Annotated in this window: 16 protein-coding genes; 9 read left to right on the plus strand and 7 right to left on the minus strand. The window is 38.3% G+C overall.

Annotated elements, in window-relative coordinates; translation table 11 throughout:
• Positions 1-41: 41 nt before the first annotated feature.
• Positions 42-812 (minus strand): TatD family hydrolase, encoded by a 771-nt coding sequence (locus H4K35_RS00100; RefSeq protein WP_182625363.1) that lies wholly within the window; start codon positions 810-812, stop codon positions 42-44.
• 80 nt (positions 813-892) lie between these two features.
• On the opposite strand from H4K35_RS00100, the gene H4K35_RS00105 reads away from it, so the two are divergent.
• Positions 893-1,330: a retropepsin-like aspartic protease gene (locus H4K35_RS00105; protein WP_182625364.1), complete on the plus strand. Its 438-nt coding sequence runs from the start codon at positions 893-895 to the stop codon at positions 1,328-1,330.
• Between the two features lie 2 nt (positions 1,331-1,332).
• Here H4K35_RS00105 and H4K35_RS00110 read toward each other — a convergent pair whose 3' ends face one another.
• Complete coding sequence (locus tag H4K35_RS00110) at positions 1,333-1,902, minus strand: DUF3109 family protein (RefSeq protein ID WP_182625365.1); 570 nt, start codon at positions 1,900-1,902, stop codon at positions 1,333-1,335.
• 367 nt (positions 1,903-2,269) lie between these two features.
• Here H4K35_RS00110 and H4K35_RS15690 point away from each other — a divergent pair, with 367 nt between their 5' ends.
• The 3 genes from H4K35_RS15690 to H4K35_RS00120 all read left to right on the plus strand — a co-directional run bounded on the left by H4K35_RS15690 (position 2,270) and on the right by H4K35_RS00120 (position 3,635).
• Positions 2,270-2,464: a hypothetical protein gene (locus H4K35_RS15690; RefSeq protein WP_255492318.1), complete on the plus strand. Its 195-nt coding sequence runs from the start codon at positions 2,270-2,272 to the stop codon at positions 2,462-2,464.
• Positions 2,465-2,470: 6 nt separating this feature from the next.
• Positions 2,471-3,085: an FAD-dependent oxidoreductase gene (locus H4K35_RS00115; RefSeq protein ID WP_182625366.1), complete on the plus strand. Its 615-nt coding sequence runs from the start codon at positions 2,471-2,473 to the stop codon at positions 3,083-3,085.
• Positions 3,086-3,254: 169 nt separating this feature from the next.
• Complete coding sequence (locus H4K35_RS00120; protein WP_182625367.1) at positions 3,255-3,635, plus strand: DUF805 domain-containing protein; 381 nt, start codon at positions 3,255-3,257, stop codon at positions 3,633-3,635.
• A 49-nt stretch (positions 3,636-3,684) separates the two neighbouring features.
• On the opposite strand, the gene H4K35_RS00125 is transcribed toward H4K35_RS00120, so the two are convergent.
• Genes H4K35_RS00125 through H4K35_RS00140 form a run of 4 tightly spaced genes read right to left on the minus strand, consistent with a single transcriptional unit; the run spans position 3,685 to position 8,763 of the window.
• Entirely contained in the window at positions 3,685-4,650 is a 966-nt protein-coding gene (locus H4K35_RS00125) for a PCMD domain-containing protein (protein WP_182625368.1), read from the minus strand.
• Positions 4,651-4,655: 5 nt separating this feature from the next.
• The gene (locus H4K35_RS00130; protein WP_182625369.1) at positions 4,656-6,377 is read right to left on the minus strand and encodes a phosphoethanolamine transferase; all 1,722 of its coding nucleotides are present in this window, start codon (positions 6,375-6,377) and stop codon (positions 4,656-4,658) included.
• Between the two features lie 10 nt (positions 6,378-6,387).
• Positions 6,388-7,536 (minus strand): BamA/TamA family outer membrane protein, encoded by a 1,149-nt coding sequence (locus H4K35_RS00135; protein ID WP_182625370.1) that lies wholly within the window; start codon positions 7,534-7,536, stop codon positions 6,388-6,390.
• 30 nt (positions 7,537-7,566) lie between these two features.
• Complete coding sequence (locus tag H4K35_RS00140; RefSeq protein ID WP_182625371.1) at positions 7,567-8,763, minus strand: aromatic amino acid transport family protein; 1,197 nt, start codon at positions 8,761-8,763, stop codon at positions 7,567-7,569.
• A gap of 522 nt (positions 8,764-9,285) precedes the next feature.
• Between H4K35_RS00140 and H4K35_RS00145 the strand changes: the two genes are divergently transcribed.
• The 5 genes from H4K35_RS00145 to H4K35_RS00165 all read left to right on the plus strand — a co-directional run bounded on the left by H4K35_RS00145 (position 9,286) and on the right by H4K35_RS00165 (position 15,238).
• Positions 9,286-9,642, plus strand: a complete 357-nt coding sequence (locus H4K35_RS00145; protein ID WP_182625372.1) for a DUF2946 domain-containing protein — start codon at positions 9,286-9,288, stop codon at positions 9,640-9,642.
• Between the two features lie 70 nt (positions 9,643-9,712).
• Positions 9,713-12,079 (plus strand): TonB-dependent receptor, encoded by a 2,367-nt coding sequence (locus tag H4K35_RS00150; protein ID WP_182625373.1) that lies wholly within the window; start codon positions 9,713-9,715, stop codon positions 12,077-12,079.
• The gene (locus H4K35_RS00155; RefSeq protein ID WP_182625374.1) at positions 12,079-12,402 is read left to right on the plus strand and encodes a hypothetical protein; all 324 of its coding nucleotides are present in this window, start codon (positions 12,079-12,081) and stop codon (positions 12,400-12,402) included. The genes H4K35_RS00150 and H4K35_RS00155 overlap by 1 nt, the downstream gene beginning before the upstream one ends.
• 74 nt (positions 12,403-12,476) lie before the next feature.
• Complete coding sequence (locus H4K35_RS00160; RefSeq protein WP_182625375.1) at positions 12,477-13,010, plus strand: DUF4625 domain-containing protein; 534 nt, start codon at positions 12,477-12,479, stop codon at positions 13,008-13,010.
• Between the two features lie 107 nt (positions 13,011-13,117).
• Positions 13,118-15,238, plus strand: coding sequence for a prolyl oligopeptidase family protein (locus H4K35_RS00165; RefSeq protein ID WP_182625376.1), 2,121 nt, complete (start codon positions 13,118-13,120; stop codon positions 15,236-15,238).
• 63 nt (positions 15,239-15,301) lie between these two features.
• Here H4K35_RS00165 and H4K35_RS00170 read toward each other — a convergent pair whose 3' ends face one another.
• Complete coding sequence (locus H4K35_RS00170; protein ID WP_255492319.1) at positions 15,302-15,907, minus strand: DUF1684 domain-containing protein; 606 nt, start codon at positions 15,905-15,907, stop codon at positions 15,302-15,304.
• Positions 15,908-15,929: the final 22 nt, after the last annotated feature.

A 15,929-nucleotide genomic window follows, 5' to 3' on the forward strand; every position in this document is an offset into this window, starting at 1 on the left:
TATTTATGTAAACTGAAATGTTATGTTTCTTTTTCTTACAATTAAATGCCAAAAACAGCTTTTGAATTGGCTGTAGTTTGGTCAGCAATTGTTTGTAAAGGAAGTGCATACAATTCGGCTAGCTTTTCAGCAATGTTCAAAATATAAGCACTTTCATTCCTTTTGCCCCGAAAAGGGACTGGTGCAAGATACGGAGAATCAGTTTCTAATACGATATGCTCTAACGGTATTTTATGTAAAAACTGATCAATCTTTCCATTTTTAAAGGTTGCTACTCCTCCGATTCCCAATTTGAGATTATAACTAATCGCTTGTTGGGCTTGCTCCGCTGTTCCAGTGAAGCAGTGAAAAATACCCCGGAGATCTTTTCCTTTTTCTAACGCTAATACCTCAAATACTTCATCAAAGGCATCTCTACAGTGAATATTGATCGGCAATTGATACTTTTTTGCAAGTTGTATCTGCTGCTGAAAAGCCTCCTGCTGAATGGACAGGGTGGTCTTATCCCAATATAAATCAATGCCAATTTCCCCAACTGCATAGTATTTGCGTCGAGCTAATTCTCGTTCCACAAAGGCAAGCTCTTGTTTATAGGTCTCTGGCTTGACATCCGTGGGATGCAACCCCATCATTAAAAAAATATGCCCAGGAAACGCCGCCTCCAACTCAAACATTGCCGGAGCATAGCTTGAATCAATTGCAGGTATAAAAAAACGCGTAACTCCATTCGTTATTGCGCGATTTATTGTTTCTTTGCGATCTTCCGCAAAAGCATCTGAGTAAAGATGAGTATGAGTGTCGGTAAAAATCATGCTTTGGTAATGTTCTACAAAGTAGTATCTTTCAAATTACAAAAGTACCTTATAAAAAGTATTAAAACTAAACTTAATTGATGGAAAACTATAAAGATTGGTTAAAAAAAGAACGCTATAAACAAATTCGCTTCAAGATAGCGCGAACCAATCACCTTTTTGTACGAGTAAAAGTAAATGGAATCTGGGGAGACTTCATTCTCGATACCGGTGCTTCAAACAGTTGCATCGACTTTCAACATACTGCTTATTTTGGGTTAACAACTTCAGATTCAGAAACAAGAGCCTCTGGGGCTGGTGCCAATGGAATGATGACCCAAGTGTCTTACAACAACGATATCCAAATGGGAAGATGGAAATTAGAGCATTTTAACTTCGTCTTGTTGGATTTAAGCCATGTGAATACAGCCTTGACGGAGTATAAAACAAAAAATGTACACGGTATTATAGGGTCTGATGTTTTTGGTTTAGGTCAAGCAATTCTCGACTATGGACAACAGACCCTCTATTTGAAATAAGCTTATTTCTTATAGTATTCTTTGGCTACGAGTTCTAACTCCTCATACCAAGCCGAACCGTATTTGCGCGTCAAAGGATCTTTTAAAAATTTGTAAACCGGTACTTCTAACTCTTTCCCCAAGGCACATGCATCGCTGCAAATATGCCATTTGTGGTAGTTTACCGCCGAGAAAGACGAGTATTCTTTTATGCGTATCGGATATAAATGACAAGAAATTGGTTTTTTCCAATCTATTTTCTTCTCTATATACGCTTTTTCAATACCACACAAGGCCATGCCGTTGTCGTAAATTACATAGGCACACTCTCCGCCGTGAATCAAAGGCGTTTCGTATTCGCCATCTTCACCTATAATATAAGTGCCTTGTTGCTCTATCGCAGCAATGCCCTCTGGACGTAAGTAGGGTTTTACCGTTTCAAATATCTCATCTAAAATGGCCGTCTCTTCCTTCTCTACGGGCGCACCCGCATCTCCATCAATGCAACATTGCCCTTTACAAGCTGTAAGGTTGCAAACAAATTCTTTTTCTAAAATATCCTCCGAAACTAAGGCCTGACCGATCTGAAACATGTTGATTTATTTTTGAGCCTACAAAATTACAAATCTTTCTCGGATGTTGACTCCTTCACTTCGAGCAACTTCTATTTTATAATGATACTAAATTGCCCAAACGAAAGTACCTTAGCTATAAGGTATACCACCGTTTTTAAACTTCTAAATATAGAGGAAACTTGCTTTAACGACCGCTTGCCGATGTCATAAGTCTCCCCTAAATTAAAGTTCTATTTACACGATCTCTCTGACAGAAATGCGCAATATGAGATTTTAGAACGGCTTTTACGCCTTGTTAAATTATGTATGGGTAATGTTAAAGCAGTCAGGGAGTGGTTTTTATTTTGTACTTTCGGACAATAGAATTAAAATCTTTTAAGAAATAATGAAAATATTCAGTTACATTATTATTGCATTTGTTGCTGCCTTAATTGTATTAAATATCACAATGCTTGATTTTAATAACTTATTTCAAGGGGACAGTTTAGTTGCTATAATTGGGATTGTAGCACTTTTATGTGCGGTTTGTATTCTGTTAATTTACAGAACTTCAAAGTTAATTGACGACAAAACAAAATAGATCAATATGTTGATTTATGATGTTTTAATTATTGGCGGAGGTGTTTCTGGAGTTTCTTGTGCTCAAGTTCTAGGTAGTGCAGCAAAGAAGGCTTTCATGGAAGGGAAGTCGATCGGAATTGTAATGCATCAAAAGGGGAGCATGCTGCAAGATGCGGTATTCAATAATGCCTTTGGAATTGAACCAGGAACTTTAGGAAGTGATTTACTTGCCCAAGCAAAAGATAATCTGAGAATCTATTCAAACGTCACCCAAATTGAAGGGGAGAAGGTAAACAAGGTAAGCCGCGCGCAAGCAGGTGTGTTTAGCATAGAAACCAATAAAGCGGTGTACGAGGCTCGAATGGTTGTGGTCGCTGTGAATTCAAGCGCTACTTTTGCCATCGATGGCCTCATGGAGTTCGTAGAACCCCATAAAAAGTCAATCCCAGCAAAGAATAGAATTCAATTGAAAAATATAGATCACCTTGTAGCCGAAGGGATTTATGTAGCAGGTACGTTAGCGGGGCACCGCAGTCAACTTGCTATTGCAGCTGGAAGTGGCGCTGCTGTCGCAACAGACATCTTAACCTTATGGAATGATGGGATTGAAACGCACAGCCATGACAGTATTAGAAAATAATAATATTAGATCATTTTAGTACCTAAAAAGGACATCCTGCTGGATGTCCTTTTTTATTGTACTTTACCATAATTAACTCACTATTTATAGTGAAGTTTAATCCAATTTTGTGCAGGTTTGATGAAAGTAGTCTACATTCGTCTCTTATAATTTAAACACACAAAAAAAAATGGAATTGAATTTTACTACATTAAAAGAAAACTTTATCAACATCTTAAAAAATCACTATACGGATTTTAATGGACGTGTAAGACGTAAAGAATATTGGTCTTTCACCTTAGTTAGTTTTATTATTTCAATCATTTTTGGAATTGTAGATAAGATTTTAGGACCGGTAGGTTTTGTCGGAATCATATATAGTTTAGCAGTATTAGTGCCTTCCCTTGGACTTTTAGCTCGTCGTTTACACGATACAGGAAAAAGCGGATGGTGGATCTTATTGTCACTAACAGGAATTGGAGGTTTAGTATTGCTTTACTTCGCTTGTTTGGATAGTACTGTTGGACCAAATGAATATGGCGCTGATCCAAAAGCTGGAGAACGTTTATAGTTAACGGGTTGTAATTGACGGTTTTCATTTTCTGTAAACCGTCAACTACTTACTCATATACTAGTCCGACGTTATCAATCCACAATCTACTGTTTTCATTTCCGATATAAGCCCCACCGTTGCTTGATGAGAATTGAATAATCAGGTGAGTTACGGGGTCAGTTGCACTTCCCCAACCTTCTTCTATAATTTCGGTCATTTGCCCTTTACTATTGCGGGTATAATCGGTAAACTCTCCTGTGCGAAGTGCCATTTCTTTTTGGTAAATAGGCTGATTTCGAATATCGCCATAGTTAATCTGGAGTTGGAAGTTGTTTTTCCACTCTTTTTGTGTTTGGGTTAAGTTGAGCCAAGCTGTTCCCACTCGTTTTGCGTGTACTTTTCCGTCTTTGTCTTCCCAGCGATTTTGCAATAAAACTCGAATCTCTGCTTTGTCATTTTGATTGAGTTCTGTTCCTTTTCCCATACCGTTGATGCGACTTGATTTTCCGCCTGTAGTTACTTTATAGTCAAACTGTAGTGCTTTTGGTTTTTTGGTAAATGGAATTCCAGTAACCAATTTACTCTGCGGATTTTTTGTGTCGGTTATGGGTTCAATCATCTCACCTAAGAAGATCGTTCCACTTGCTAAAACGTTGATGTTGATCAGGCCTAAAACCTTTACGCGTTCAACTTTTGTTTCTAAACGCGCAGCAAAACCACTGCCTCTTTTCTCAGGAAACACCGTTACACTTCCCTTTGTAATCCCACTCACTACAGCTAAGACTGAGGATGTTGCCCAAGGGGAACGCGTGTTTTTGTATGGCGTATTGTCTTTTAATGTGTCTTTTGTGTCGTTGATGGAATACAAGTATCGAATATTTCCCCCAATAAGGAGAGATTCCTTGATTTCTCGAACTTGCCATTGGTTCATGTTGCCAAAAGGCAATAGCTCAAATCGCTCTTTTTGTGCCCATAGATTGGTGGACAAAAGCAGGCCAAGCACCAAATAAAATAGTCGTAAATAAAGCTTCATATCGGTTAATTTTTTAAGTTCAGCTGTTTAATTTTTTCAAAATCCTCTTCTTTCAAATTCATTTTTTGATAAGGAACCGCCAAGTCATGATCGTTTAAATACAATCGAGGCAAGACCTTAAACTCTGGGTTCACCAATGAAAATTCTGACTTGAGGTAAGGGGTTTCTATTGCTGCCGCATCGATAAGCGTGTGAAAAATCACATGGGTGCTGATGGGCTGTGATTGTCTTGCTTGTGCGAGCTTATACTGCTCAGGATGGGCGTCGATAAACGCATCCGAAAACCACATAAAAAACGGAATATGCAATTGATAGTAAGAGGGGGTTGGAGAGGAGTGTAAAAATAATCCACGATCATCATCAAAGAGATCTTCTCCGTGATCTGAAGAATACAACAACATACTCGCAGCGTCAATTTGCTTTAATGCCTCCAAAGTGGAAGAAAGAAAATAGTCCGTATAGCGAATGCTGTTGTCATAGGTATTGACCAATTGCTCTTTTTGTCTGCGACTTACCGCTGTGAGATTATCCGGTGTAAACTGACGGTAATCCGAAGGATAGCGCTCCTGGTAATTGAAGTGAGAACCATAGCTGTGTAAGATGATAAACAAATTACCAGGGGTTTTTTCAATCAATTCAGTCATTAAGGGTATGAGTTCCTCATCAGGTCGATTTACCGTTAAATGTGTTTTGCTATCCGTTGTGCGTATGGTTTTGTAGATGTCGGCTTCTTTAGTGAAATATTCAATAAACGAGTTGTTCTCCGATTGATTGGAAAGACAAATCGTTGTAAAACCACCTTCTTTAAAGGCTTGTGCAATCCCTTTTCTGTAGTAAATGTCTTGGTAATTAGCCGCATTTACGTCGGATAAAATCATCGATACACTTTTGTGTGTGGTGTTGGATTGTGTCAATACATCTTGATAGAGGAGCAAGTGTTCTTGTTGGGCTAAAAGCGGATTCGTCGGTCGATCATAACCGTAGAGCTGCCAGTTGTGTGCTCGCCCAGTTTCTCCTATTACCAACACTATAATTTCGCGTATACTATCGGTGGCAGTTCGCTTGGCTTCAAATGTAAAGTTTTCAGAGGTATGCGGATATGCCTTGACTTTTCCCCACTTTTTTATGGCAAAATTCAAATTGTAATACGCATTTACTGGATAGACATCCACCATGAAATCAAAAGCCTCTCTGTTTTTATTTTGTGATCCCAAAGACAACAAAAACGAAGCAACAAATAGGAGAACCCCGATATTGAAGGCGCGATGTCTACTTGTTTTAGGGAGGTATAATTTTCTTTTCCATTGAAGGCTGGCCCATATCACGGTAGGAATGTACAGCAAACAAACAAAACCAATGGAGGGAAGTAAACTGCCTAATAATTCTGTAATCTCTGTTGTATTGGTCGTTGCAACGTTTAAATACATGTCCACTGCAATTACATCTTCGCCAAAAAGGTAGAATAACACAATTTGAAACGCGTGAATAAACAGAACAGGAAATAGAATTATCTGCGTTCGCCCTATGTTTTTAAAAAGGGAAAAGACAAGGAGGTACAAGCTCAATGGAAATAAGAATACCGTTGCTCTGCCCAACAGGTTAAGGGGTTGGAATAAAGTAAAATATACCGTAGGCACCATGTTTACTAGCAAGTAAATATAGAACAAGGCAATAGGATTATGGCTAAGTCTTCTTAGGAGACTGGTTTTTTGCTTTTTTTCAGGCATATAGTTGTACTTAGAACGCTTCGTTAATATTAAAGTAAAAACCACTTTGACCTCTTGCAATTCCGTAGTCAAAACGAATATTTACACGATTTTTAAATTCCCATCGGTACCCAATTCCGTAAGTAGGTAAAGTTTCAGACCAAGTAAACGCCTTGAACTTATCAAAGACTGTTCCCATACCTCCCCAAAGAACAACACCATGTCGATTGTATATTTTTTGACGCCATTCGACTTGGGTATTCAGCTCTTTTCGATCGCGGTATTGTCCTGTGAGGTAGCCTCTCATTTGACGAGGACCTCCAATTTGGGCCATCATATTCCAAGGCACATCCCCATTGTTGAAAATTCCATTGAAGTCAAAGGCCAATATTGTTTTAGGAGAAACGCGTTTGTAGTATCGCGCGGCTGTTTCAATCTGACTAAAGTGGATATTACTCCCCAAAGTGCGTGAAAAAAACGTTTGTTGGTATTGAAGGAAAATACCTTTTTCGGGATTTGGAATAAAATCTCGCGTGTCATAGGAGAAAATAAGTCCACCTCCAACTAAGGTAGTGGTCAGGTTTTCTTGGGGTTGGAATTCTTCTTTTTCAAATTCACTACCTCGGAGATTTTTGGCAGCAAAAGTAACGCCCATGTATCCATTAGGAACTACTTCTGCGAGAAAGTCTGCTTTTAGGGATAAGCGATATTCGTTGTATTTAGAATAAATACCCGCATCTCCAGCATCATAACCTATGCCGTAGTACTTACTGGGCATATAGGTAAAAGACATGTCTGCGTTGATTCTGAACTTATCATCAGGAAAGATGGTATTGTTTTCCACACCTATAGCAAAGAAACCACTAGTGGTAATATTGGTATAGATAGACACGTTAGAAGGCGATAAGTCGAGGTTCTCCCGATCTAGGCGATACAAACCCGAGGCAACGAGTCCCAAACCTAATTTAGTATCGACAGAGTAACTTGGTCCTCCAATAAAGGAAATGTCAAATTCACTTTGTGATTTATCTTTCTTGGCTTCTTCAAAGTAGTGAATAATCCGCTCAAAAAATTTTTTCTTTTCCAGTGTGTCGTTTACATGATTGGGTTGTTCCTGTGCATAAGAAAACAACGGACCCAAAAAGGCAAACAGTAAAACCAGATCCCTTAAATATCTCATGATTGGTATGGTGTGTTTTTATGGTGTGTTTTAGTAATGACCCAAAGCTATTCTGATCTGCGCCACAATGATGAGTGCGGCTAGCAAGAAAATAAAAGCCATTAGGGAGCCTTGGCCCAAACTTATTCTTTTATTGTGATAGGCCATGGCCTTAATGTATAAGTACTGTGGGATGAACAAAGCTAGTATAACCCCAGCAATTGCAGCATAACCTAGAGCAAGAATGAACCCTTCAGGGTAAAATAAAGCAAATAGCAAGGGGGGAATAAAGGTTAATATTCCTGCTACACTCGTAATGAAGGCAGGGTTGTTTTTTACTTTGAATACGTCTTTATAGTAGTCAAAAAGACCAATGCTGACCCCTAAAAAAGAGGTTCCTAATCCCGTTGCAGCAAATAGGCTAAACAAGGTTTCCACGTGAGGCGAATGTGAGATCTCTCGTATACTCATAATAAGCCCTCTCAATCCTGAGTTTTCTTGTAAGATTTGCATGAAAAGCAATTGATCTAAGCTGCCTAAAACGACTATCTGCCAAATGAGGTAGACGACCAAAGGCAGTAAACTCCCAAGAATAAAAGCGCGTTTGAGTCGTTTTTTGTCGCCGTCAAGGTATTGCACAATACTGGGTATGCTACCGTGAAAACCAAAAGAAGTGAAGATGGCGGGAATCGCACTAATGGTCAAACCAACAGATAGTGGACTGTGCAGTAAATTGGCTTGTTTGACAAAGGGAAACAACAATACAACAAGTAGAACCAGAAAAATGAGTTTAGCGATAAAAATACCACGCGTCAACCAATCCACCCATTGTGTACCTATGATGACAATACCTCCAAACACAAGTGCAAAAAGTAAAATGGCGGTATAGGTATTAAAATTGGTATCAAAAAGTAGGTCGATATTTGTTTTGATGATGGTTCCTCCTCCAGAAATATAAGCAGCTGTTAGACCGTAAATCAAAAACATCAAACTAAAACCAGCTAGTTTATTGATAAACGAGCCCGCGTATTTCTTGGTCAAGGTATTAAACCCAGCAGAAGCATCGTTGTAATCGTATAAATCAACCATCAGTAAGGCTGTATAGCACATGGCAAACCAAATAACGCCTAAAAGTAAAGTGGTTCCAATAAAACCAACACCCGCAGATGTTATCGGCATGGCAAGCATTCCGCCTCCAATGGACGATCCTGCTATGATTAAAATACTACCTAGTAACTTACTCTTCATTAGTTTGAAATTTAGACGAAACACAAAGATAAAGAAGCTTTATGTCTTATTGTTTTAATGTTAAGATAATTTTGTTTTGTAAAAATGTATTAATTGTTAAAAACACACTATTTGAATAGAGTATATCTTCCCTTTTTGTAAAATAGTTTTTTTTCTTATGGTTGAATATCCTGTGTTTAGTTGATAATAATGTACGACTTTTTCTCTTTATTCGGAGATCTATTATTTTTTTTGATTGTGCGAAGTGAATTTTTTGATAATACGGAAAGGTGAATTGCATTGAGCCTTGTTTTATCAGTGTTAGCATTAATTTAATAAATCGTTAGTAAATAGTAAGGCACGGAGAGAACTACAATAGAAAAGCGTATGTTTGATTAAAATTAGGTACAGAAAACGCAATTAGCAATCGTTGCGACCTGTTTTTGTGCAAGTATTGCTACAGAATTAGTAATAAAAAACACACAAAAAAATGTCAAACTAAATATTCTGTACTATATTTGTCCCAATATGAGTAGAAAAAAAATGATAGCAAGGATATTGTTAGTGGTAGCTTTTATGTTTACCACCGTATTCCAATTGGTTCATAGCTATCAACATATTTCTACAGCGGTTGCCTATGAAAACGAGCACCGCACACACGCGCATTACTCAGAAAGCCGTGTTGATCATGGAGGTCTTCAATTCACTGAAGATCACAGTCACACAGATCATTGTTTCGTTTGTGACAGTATTCCTACATCAGGATTAGCCCCTATTCAAATGGAGTGGCAATCTATCACTTACCAAACGAGTCAAGAAGTTCAAGCGGAAGTTGTTTTGCGTTTTGTTCCCCTTGCCCACGTTTACTATTCCCTTCGCGCACCTCCCGTATTGGTTTAATTATTCAATTTTGGTTCATTCACATTGCTGAATAGAACTGCTATTTCATTAATTAAAACCTCACAATACAATGAGAAATCTATGTACATGGATCATGCTGTTGTGCTCTTTAGGTATGTTTGCACAGTCCTATACTGTCAAAGGAAGAGTATCAGATTACCATGGAGAAGCCTTAATTGGCGCAACAATTACCTTAGGAGATCAAGCTTTTATGACGGACGTCAAAGGGCGATTTATTGCGAAACCCCTAGAAAAAGGAACATATCAATTGACAGTTTCTTACTTGGGATATGAAACATTGCGCACCACGATTAACCTAGTTGAAAATCAAGAAGTAGACCTGCATTTAAAAGAAAGCACAACCTTACTAGAACAAGTAGTAGTATCTAGTGAAGCAAAACATACAGTGCAACATGTGGATAGAGTGTCCAATCAACAACTCGTGGAAAAATTTGCGGGTTCACTAGCTAAAACCCTAGAATCCGTTGCAGGAGTAAACGCGATGGATATTGGTTCAGGATCGTCTAAACCAGTGATCCGTGGACTTGGGTTTAACCGTGTGGCCGTGGCAGAAAATGGCGCCAAACAGGAAGGACAACAATGGGGAGCGGATCACGGATTGGAAATTGACGCCCTTAGTACTGAAGAAGTAGAAGTGATCAAAGGAGTTGGTGCAATCGAATACGGAAGTGATGCCATTGGTGGGGTTATTAAAATCAATAACGAAAAAGTACCACAAGTGCATTCTTTTGACGGAAAAGCTATTGTATATGGCAAGTCTGTCAACGATGCTGTAGGAGCTTCTGTTCAAATTAAACAAAGAGGAGATCGCTTCTTTTATAAATTCAAAGCAACCGCACAAGACTATGCTGATTATCGCGTGCCGATCAAACAAATTGACTACCTCAATACGATTATTCCCATCGAAGGGGGACGTATGAAAAATACAGCCGGAAAAAGTGTAGCCTTATACGGGCAAGTAGGCTATGTAGAAGAGAACTTTAAAAATATATTGAGCATTAGCAATGTATACGATAAAAGTGGATTCTTTCCAGGTGCTCACGGCATTCCCAATATAGCTGCTGTACAAGACGACGGTAATCACCGCAATATTGAGTTGCCCAACCAATCAGTCAACCATTTTAAGCTGACTAATACCGCAACATGGAACCTCTCAGCAAGTCAAAAATTAAGCGTGTTAGTCGCTTTTCAAAACAATAAAAGACAGGAAAGCAGCTTGTTTCACAGCCATTTTTCAAACCAAACACCACCGACAAAAAATCCAAACCTAGAGTTGGAATTTGTGTTGAATACATTTGATGCCGCAGTAAAATACGAACATCTGTTTCATAACGAACACAAATTAACAATGGGAATTCAACAGAATTACCAGAATAATACCATCGGAGGATACGGCTTTTTGTTGCCTAAATTTAATAAAATAGGCGTAGGTGCTTTTGGGATGTACGAGTATTTTGTCAATGAACGCCTTACTTGGGAAGCAGGTATACGCGCAGACTACGCAAGTGTTCACGTGAAGCCTTTTTACGATGAAATTCTATATGATTATTTGATTGACCGCGGACAGTCGATCGAAACAGCAGCCAATTACGCACAGCGCAGTGAAAAACAAGATCGCGACTTCACGAGCTTTAATGCGATGATTGGTGCTAAATTTGATTGGACACCGCATTTTAATCTCGCGGCAACTGTTGGAACTAATTTTCGTTTTCCTACCGCCATTGAATTGGCATCCAATGGTGTACACCACGGGGCATTTCGCCATGAAAAAGGAAATCCAAACCTAGATCCGGAAAAAGGAATTGCCGTTGACTTGAGAGCTACCCTACAAACAGAAACATTTAGTACAACACTAAGCCCTTACGCCTATTTTTTTAGCAATTATATCTTTTTAAAACCTACTGGTACGTTCTCAATTTTACCAGATAGTGGGCAAATTTACGAATACACACAATCCAAAGCCCTGATTACGGGATTTGAATGGAAAGCTCAACAACGCTTTTGGGATCGCTTGACTGTTGAAGGAATTTTTGAATTTATCTATAACAAGCAGTTGGACAACGGCAAAAAAGGAAATTATCCGTTGCCCTTTTCAACGCCAGCTAACTTCTTTGGACAGGTGAGCTATACCTTTAACGATTGGAATGTATTCCGCGATTCAGAAGTTTTTGTCAACGGAAAATGGTATGCTGAGCAAGAGCGAATTGCACAAGGAGAAGATATTACGCCTAGCTCACAGAGCTACGGATTTGGAATTTCTTCCACGATTCACTTAGGGAAAGTACAAGCGAAAACAAGTCTAACAGCAACCAATATTTTTGATGCAAAAATATTGAATCACATGAGCTTTTATCGACCGCTGGGAATCCCAGAACTAGGACGATCGATTCAATTAATGATCCAAATACCGTTTTAATGAAACAAACTAACAGCAGTGTTAGTAAGTACCTTTTCTTAGTGGTTGTGTTTTTTATCCCACTAACGAGCAATTTACTACACTATGTTGTCATTGAACATGAATATGGACTGCGAAATCACGCTTTAGAATGGATCGACGGAAGTAAAGTTCACTATTGTGATCAATACTTATTCAAGATTCATCCAGCTGTTGAAGTACCAATTTTTGCTATTGCTATAGTCCCCCTTGTTATAAATGCCGTTGTTATTGATGTAATAAGCGTACGCATTAAACAGCCAAGTCATTTTTTTTATTTTAATCGCGGTCCGCCGTTTGTGTGATGTATATAGGAGGAAACAACAAAACAACAAAACAACAAAACAACAAACACACACAATAATTAAAAATTAAAACAATGAGAAGATTACAATATTTAGCAGTAACAGCACTAGTAAGTGCATTTGGTTTCACTTCATGTTCAAGTGACAACAACACAGATACAGAGAAACCCGTAGTTGATTTAATCGCACCAAAAGAAGGAGCAAAATTAGAGGCGGGAAAAGATATTCACTTTGATATGGTCGTATCCGATAACGACGGATTAGCTTCGTATAATGTGGATATTCACAATAATTTTAATGGGCACAACCACACAGGAGGAGACAATCATACCCATGCTGTAAAGACTACAGCTGCAGAGGGGAAACCGTTTGAATTTAATAAAACATGGAGTCTTGGTGGGGTGAAAAACGATAACATCCACCACCATGAGATTGTTATTGATGCCAATGCAAAACCAGGAAAATATCATTTTGTGGTAAAAGTATTGGACAATTCAGGAAATCAAACGATGGAATTTAGAAATATTGAGATTGTAGCTGCTGGTGAAGGAGATGGAGGACACGATCACGATCACGATCACGATCATGACCATGACCACGCACATTAATGATTAATTGGTTTATAATTGTATAAAAGCAAGGCTTTACGCCTTGCTTTTGCATTAATTATTAATATATTTACTTGCACAGAAATTTAAAAATAGAATTATTTATTATGAGAAAATCGTTAATGACACTTCTTGTAGCAACTTTGATTATTTCCTGTAAAAATGAAGGGGCAAAAGAACAGGTAGCGGATATCCAATATCCTGAAACAAAAAAAGGAGATGTAGTTGATACGTACTTCGAGGTTGAAGTAGCAGACCCTTACCGTTGGCTAGAAGACGACCGTTCTGAAGAAACTGCAGCTTGGGTAAAAGCACAGAATGAAGTAACCTACGGATACTTAGCTCAAATTCCATTTAGAGATCAATTGAAAAAACAAATGGAAGAAGCATGGAACTACGAAAAAATAGGCGCTCCATTTAAAGAAGGAAAATACACGTATTTTTTCAAAAATGACGGTCTGCAAAATCAGTCGATTTTATATCGCAAAGATGAAGCAGGAAAAGAAGAGGTATTCTTAGATCCAAACAAATTCTCTACGGATGGAACAACTTCTTTAGGTAGTATTGATTTCTCTGAAGATGGAAGCAAAGCTGCTTATGCTATTTCAGAAGGTGGAAGTGATTGGAGAAAAGTGATCGTACTCGATACGGAAACAAAAGAAGTCATTGGCGATACCCTAGTTGACGTGAAGTTCAGTGGTGTATCTTGGTTTAAAAACGAAGGTTTCTACTATTCAAGCTACGATAAACCAGCAGGAAGTGAGTTATCTGCAAAAACAGATCAGCACAAATTGTTCTATCACAAATTAGGGACTGCTCAAAAAGACGATACCCTTATCTTTGGTAAAGATCAAAAAAGAAGATATGTAGGTGGATATGTAACAGGAGACAACCAGTTTTTGGTGATTTCTGCAGCAAATTCAACTTATGGAAACGAATTGTACATTAAAGATTTAACAAAGGCAGCTAGTCCAATTGTTACTTTAGTCAACAACTTCGATAGCAGCAGTAGCGTATTAGACAGTAAAGATGGTAAATTGTATATAGAAACAGATTTCAATGCGCCAAATTCACGTATCGTAACAGTAGATGCAGCAAAACCACAACAAGCAAACTGGACAGATCTTATCCCTGAAACTGAAAATGTATTGTCGCCAACAAAAGGAGGAGGCTATATTTTTGCAAGCTATCTGAAAGATGCTGTTTCAATGGTAAAACAATACGACTATACGGGTAAAGAAATTAGAACAATCGAATTACCTGGAATCGGAACAGCAAGTGGATTTGGAGGGAAAAAAGAAGATACTACCTTGTATTACTCTTTTACAAACTACATTACGCCAGGAACAATCTATGCATTAGATGTACAAAAGGGTACTTCAAGCGTATACGAACAACCTAAAGTGAAGTTTGACTCGTCGCAATATGAATCGAAACAAGTGTTCTACACTTCGAAAGACGGTACAAAAGTTCCGATGATCATTACCTATAAAAAAGGAACCGAACTAAACGGAAAAAACCCTACGATGTTATATGCTTATGGTGGATTCAATGTTAGTCTTACACCGTCATTTAGTATTGCTAATGCCATTTGGTTAGAAAATGGAGGAGTATATGCAGTACCAAATTTAAGAGGTGGTGGTGAGTATGGAAAAGCTTGGCACGTAGCTGGAACAAAAATGCAAAAACAAAATGTATTTGACGATTTCATCGCTGCAGCACAATACCTAATTGACAATAAGTATACATCATCTGATTTCTTAGCTATTAAAGGAGGATCAAACGGAGGATTATTAGTTGGAGCAACAATGACACAACGTCCTGATTTAATGAAAGTAGCTTTACCTGCAGTAGGTGTATTAGATATGTTGCGTTACCATACCTTTACCGCAGGTGCTGGATGGGCGTACGACTATGGAACTGCTGAGGATAGCAAAGAAATGTTTGAATACTTAAAAGGATATTCTCCTCTACACAACGTAAAAGAAGAATCTTATCCTGCAACAATGGTTACTACAGGTGATCACGACGACCGTGTGGTACCTGCACACAGTTTCAAATTCGCAGCTGAATTACAAGCCCACAACAAAGGAACTAATCCAATGTTAATTCGCATTGAAACAAATGCTGGACACGGAGCTGGAAAATCAATCGCTCAACAAATTCAAGAGCACGTTGATTTACAAGCGTTCACTTTATACAATATGGGTATCAAGAAATTGAAGTAAATTTTTACCAATTAGAATAATAAAAAAACCTCAATCTTTCGATTGAGGTTTTTTTTATGCTGTTTAGTATTTATAGTCTTTAATTCCTGCATTAATCTCCGCATTAATGTCATTTTGAGGCGGTGGAATAGGACAAGAGAATTTAGGGTTATACACACAATATGGGTTATACGCTAAGTTGAAATTCAATATAATGGTTTCTCCGTCGGGTATTTCTAGGTCAATATAACGACCACCACCATACGTACTCACACCTGAAGTTAAGTCCGTAAATGGGAGAAACAGATGCTTTTCGTATTCTTTTTGATTGCGTAGATTAATATCTTGAAACAAGTCTAAGGTTTGTTCTTTGCCATTTAGTGAAAAACTAGCTTCACCGTATTTGACATATATCGGTTTGCGTTCTGTAGTGGTTGGCATTTCAAAAGGCACTTCATCTGGCGTACGCGTGAATTGTGCTTCGATAATAAAACGCTCATTTATTGGAAAGAAATCTAAACTCACGAATTTCTTTAAGGCATCAGGCACTAAGGGAGAAGTCTCTTTATTGGCAAACTCTTTATTTAAGCTTTTCTGAAATAAAAGTGCTTTCTGCGTTTCCGTTTGGGGCGAAGACGTACAAGCGCACTGTAGCAACAGTACAGCACTAAGCATAATCAATCGTTTCATTGTTTTTATTGTTCTGGGTTGA

It is taken from the genome of Myroides sp. NP-2 (assembly GCF_014145665.1).
GTDB lineage: Bacteria > Bacteroidota > Bacteroidia > Flavobacteriales > Flavobacteriaceae > Flavobacterium.

Coding starts and splice junctions, on each gene's coding strand:
- H4K35_RS00100 (WP_182625363.1), bottom strand. CDS start 812: ATGATTTTTACCGACACTCATACTCATCTTTACTCAGATGCTTTTGCG.
- H4K35_RS00105 (WP_182625364.1), top strand. CDS start 893: ATGGAAAACTATAAAGATTGGTTAAAAAAAGAACGCTATAAACAAATT.
- H4K35_RS00110 (WP_182625365.1), bottom strand. CDS start 1,902: ATGTTTCAGATCGGTCAGGCCTTAGTTTCGGAGGATATTTTAGAAAAA.
- H4K35_RS15690 (WP_255492318.1), top strand. CDS start 2,270: ATGAAAATATTCAGTTACATTATTATTGCATTTGTTGCTGCCTTAATT.
- H4K35_RS00115 (WP_182625366.1), top strand. CDS start 2,471: ATGTTGATTTATGATGTTTTAATTATTGGCGGAGGTGTTTCTGGAGTT.
- H4K35_RS00120 (WP_182625367.1), top strand. CDS start 3,255: ATGGAATTGAATTTTACTACATTAAAAGAAAACTTTATCAACATCTTA.
- H4K35_RS00125 (WP_182625368.1), bottom strand. CDS start 4,650: ATGAAGCTTTATTTACGACTATTTTATTTGGTGCTTGGCCTGCTTTTG.
- H4K35_RS00130 (WP_182625369.1), bottom strand. CDS start 6,377: ATGCCTGAAAAAAAGCAAAAAACCAGTCTCCTAAGAAGACTTAGCCAT.
- H4K35_RS00135 (WP_182625370.1), bottom strand. CDS start 7,536: ATGAGATATTTAAGGGATCTGGTTTTACTGTTTGCCTTTTTGGGTCCG.
- H4K35_RS00140 (WP_182625371.1), bottom strand. CDS start 8,763: ATGAAGAGTAAGTTACTAGGTAGTATTTTAATCATAGCAGGATCGTCC.
- H4K35_RS00145 (WP_182625372.1), top strand. CDS start 9,286: ATGATAGCAAGGATATTGTTAGTGGTAGCTTTTATGTTTACCACCGTA.
- H4K35_RS00150 (WP_182625373.1), top strand. CDS start 9,713: ATGAGAAATCTATGTACATGGATCATGCTGTTGTGCTCTTTAGGTATG.
- H4K35_RS00155 (WP_182625374.1), top strand. CDS start 12,079: ATGAAACAAACTAACAGCAGTGTTAGTAAGTACCTTTTCTTAGTGGTT.
- H4K35_RS00160 (WP_182625375.1), top strand. CDS start 12,477: ATGAGAAGATTACAATATTTAGCAGTAACAGCACTAGTAAGTGCATTT.
- H4K35_RS00165 (WP_182625376.1), top strand. CDS start 13,118: ATGAGAAAATCGTTAATGACACTTCTTGTAGCAACTTTGATTATTTCC.
- H4K35_RS00170 (WP_255492319.1), bottom strand. CDS start 15,907: ATGAAACGATTGATTATGCTTAGTGCTGTACTGTTGCTACAGTGCGCT.